This is a genomic window from Anaerorhabdus sp. (assembly GCF_036641015.1).
GTDB lineage: Bacteria > Bacillota_I > Bacilli_A > Erysipelotrichales > Erysipelotrichaceae > Anaerorhabdus.
Window position 1 is genome coordinate 9,326 of the sequence record NZ_JAVWFO010000060.1, and the last position, 1,156, is coordinate 10,481.

General features: G+C 29.2%; 1 protein-coding gene. It reads left to right on the top strand.

Annotated features, from left to right (window positions below):
* A partial coding sequence (locus tag RR430_RS08145) for a hypothetical protein (protein WP_332508909.1) occupies positions 1-1,101 on the top strand: 1,101 nt, incomplete at its 5' end.
* Between the last annotated feature and the right edge of the window lie 55 nt (positions 1,102-1,156).

The following is a 1,156-nucleotide window of genomic DNA, read 5'->3' on the forward strand; positions in this document are numbered from 1 at the left end:
GTTGCTATTTTAAGAAATGGTATCGAAATAGGAGAATTGAATTGTATTGATGTTGAAGTTAGATATGATTCAAAAGCTAAAGTAAAACGTGGATGTCAAATTACTTGTAATTCAAAAGAAAATATGAAGTCGTATTCTGAAAAAGTATACGACTTTTTGTTTTCTGGTGATGATACATTTCCAGGCGATGATACCTATACAGTTAAAAATGAATATGAAGATAAACCGTTCGTATTTAATAAAATTAGTGATCGTTTACAGGTATTTCTCATTAAAGATGGAATTGAAGAATCGCTAGGAATTTTCATGATAATTTCATCACCAAAAAAAGATACAGGATTACTAGAAACATATAATTTTGAATGCTATGACGAATCGATGAAGCTTGATCAAAATCAAATTGAAGACAGATTATTCATCTCCGCAGGAACTCAATATTTAAGTGCTATTAAACGTTTATTAGTAAATAAAGGTTTTACATTAATCATAAGTGATGACTCGTCATCGTTGTTATTAAGTGACAGGGAGTGGGAGGCTGGTTCGGATATACTCGATATTATTAATGAACTATTAGTTGAGATTAATTTCAGTGAATTTCATATCAATTCAAATGGTTATGCTATGTTGTTGAAAAAACAAGCTAAGTACACATCAGATTTTATTTATAAACTCGGTGAAAATTCAGTAATTGAACCAGGAACAAATGAAGAATTTGATATTTATAGTATTCCAAACATATTTGTAGGTGTTGTATCTAACCCAGATGTTCCACTTATGAGGTACAAGGTTGTTAATGATAGATTAGATTCAAGTATTTCTACAGTTAATCGAGGTTATGAACTAACGAAATACTACAAACTAAATAATATTGCAAGTCAAATTGAATTAGAAGAATATATCAAAAATGTATTCAACGATTCATTACAAAAAACCGAAAAAATAAGTTTTAATTCTGAACAACAAGCGGGACACGAATATGAATGTACAGTTCAAATTGATACTAATTCAATAAAAGGATTATTTGTCGAAACCGAATGGACCATAAATCTTGGTGTTAAAGGTAATATGACTCATGTTGCAGAAAGAAAGGTATTTGTATGATATTAGGAGAAATTATAAATGTTGATCAGCAAAATGGAATATCAATTTTAATCGA